Origin of the sequence: Streptomyces zingiberis, assembly GCF_012034935.1 — a bacterium.
GTDB lineage: Bacteria > Actinomycetota > Actinomycetes > Streptomycetales > Streptomycetaceae > Streptomyces > Streptomyces zingiberis.
Window position 1 is genome coordinate 1 of the sequence record NZ_JAATEN010000062.1, and the last position, 550, is coordinate 550.

General features: G+C 75.6%; 1 protein-coding gene. It reads left to right on the plus strand.

Annotated elements, in window-relative coordinates; translation table 11 throughout:
* On the plus strand, nucleotides 1-550 hold a 550-nt coding region (locus tag HCK00_RS26695), incomplete at both ends, for a hypothetical protein (protein ID WP_168104614.1).

Here is a 550-nt window from a genome sequence, read left to right on the forward strand (position 1 = left end):
ATCACCTCCGAGACCGTGGGCGGCCGCACCATCTCCTCCCGCTACGACGCCCTGGGCCGCCGCACCACCCGCATCACCCCCATGGGCGCCAAAGCCACCCGCACCTACGACCCGGCCGGCAACACCGCGACCCTGACCACCTCAGGCCACACCCTCACCTACCACCACGACCCCGCAGGCCACGAACTCACCCGCCACCTCGGCGACCACGCCACCCTCACCCAGACCTGGGACCCCGCAGGCCGCCTCACCACCCAAACCCTCCTGAGCCGGCCGACCGGATCGCGGGGAGCAGGCCCGGATCCGACGGCCTGGCGACCGGGCACGGCCGGAACGCCCCTCCCGGGCGGGGCGGCGGGAACACCTCTCCCGGGCGGGGCGGCAGGAACGCCTCTCCCGGGCGGGGCGGCAGGCACTGCCGAGGTCCGCCGGCACCGGGCCTACACCTACCGCCCGGACGGCCACCTCACCGCCATCGACGACCCCATGGCCGGCGGCCTACGCCACTTCGACCTCGACCCGGCCGGCCGGGTGACCGCGGTCCACGCCA